The following is a 1,311-nucleotide window of genomic DNA, read 5'->3' as shown; positions in this document are numbered from 1 at the left end:
CCACCGTAAAATCCCCGCAGGAACCCGCTCCAACCTGGCCGGTCGGGTACGAATCCGGAAATGTGCCCGTAGCGCGCCGGTACCCAGGTCCGTAACATGCGGGGTGTCGAATGCGGGGGTGGCGATGGCGGGCAGACAACTCCCGGCGGCGATCGAGGAGTTCGCGAGCTATCTGCGTGCGCTGACGCGGCGGATCGACCCGGACAAGGGCTGGTACGCCGTTTTCGCGCAACGCGACCCCGACGGGCTCCGCGCCTGCCTCGACGGCCAGGAGATCCCGCCGTGGGACGTCGTCCAGGCCCTCCTCCAGGACCTTTCCGCCCAGCGTGGCGCCCAGACCGCCAACGTGGCCGCGGCCCGCGCCGCCGCGCTGTACCGCGCCTCGATCACCGCCCACGACGCGGCCCCCGGCACCCGCGAGGCGCTCCGCGCCCGCCTGGCCGCGATGCAGCGCGAACGGTTCGCCGCGGCCGACCGCGAACGCGACCTCCATGCGGCGAAGCGGGCCGGAGCCGGAACCACCCCCGACGGCGACCCCGTCGACGCCGCCCTGGCCTGGGCCCAGGACGACCACTACCGCGCCACGGCCCGCTGCGAAGAACTCACCGCCCGCCTGGCCGCCCTCCCGGCGGCGCCGGGCGAGCCCGCGCCGCCTGGCGCCCCGGGCGCGCCGTCGCCGTGGGGCGGGGGTGGCGGCCCGCAGGTTGCGCCGGGCGGGGGTCCGGCCGGACGACCCCAGCCTGGCGGTGCACGGCCCGCCCCGGCGGGCGCGGGGTCCGCAGGTGTTCCGTCCGCGACGGCGCAATGGTCGGCGGCGGGCCCGGGCGGTCCGCAGGGCGCGCCGGGTGCGGGTCCGGCCGGGCGGCCCCAGCCTGGCGGTGCACGGCCCGCCCCGGCGGGCGCGGGCGCGCCGCCTGGTGCCCCGGGCGCGCAGATGCCTGGTGCCCCGCCGGGGCCCGGCGGCGGGTCTTCCGCTGCGGCGGGCGAAGACGAGCCCGCGGGTGCCCCGCCCGGCACCGAGCGGGCGTCGTGGGTGGCGGGTGGGTTGCAGGATCCGTCTATCGCGGGCCTCGGTGGGCGCACCCAGCCGGACGACGGGCCTTCCGCGCCGCCCCGGCCGCGGGGGGCTCGGTTCGCCGCGGCGTACGACGGGGCCCCGGACCCCGCCCCCGTACCGCCCGCGGAGCAAACGGCCCCGCCGCGGGGGGCGCGGTTCGCGGGGGCGGGGCAGCAGGCGCCCGCTCCGCGCGGGGCGCGGTTCCCCGGGGTGCGGGGCGGGGCGCGCAAGCGGGAGCGTGAGGCCGAGGAGCG

1 pseudogene is annotated in these 1,311 nt (G+C 79.9%); it reads left to right on the top strand.

The features are described 5' to 3' along the window. Positions 1-103: 103 nt before the first annotated feature. Positions 104-1,311: pseudogene (locus SSOG_RS57420) on the top strand (hypothetical protein); the annotation flags it as partial.

This window comes from Streptomyces himastatinicus ATCC 53653 (assembly GCF_000158915.1).
Lineage (GTDB): Bacteria > Actinomycetota > Actinomycetes > Streptomycetales > Streptomycetaceae > Streptomyces > Streptomyces himastatinicus.
Note: the sequence above shows the minus strand (reverse complement) of the source record. Positions and strands in the feature narration are given on the sequence as shown.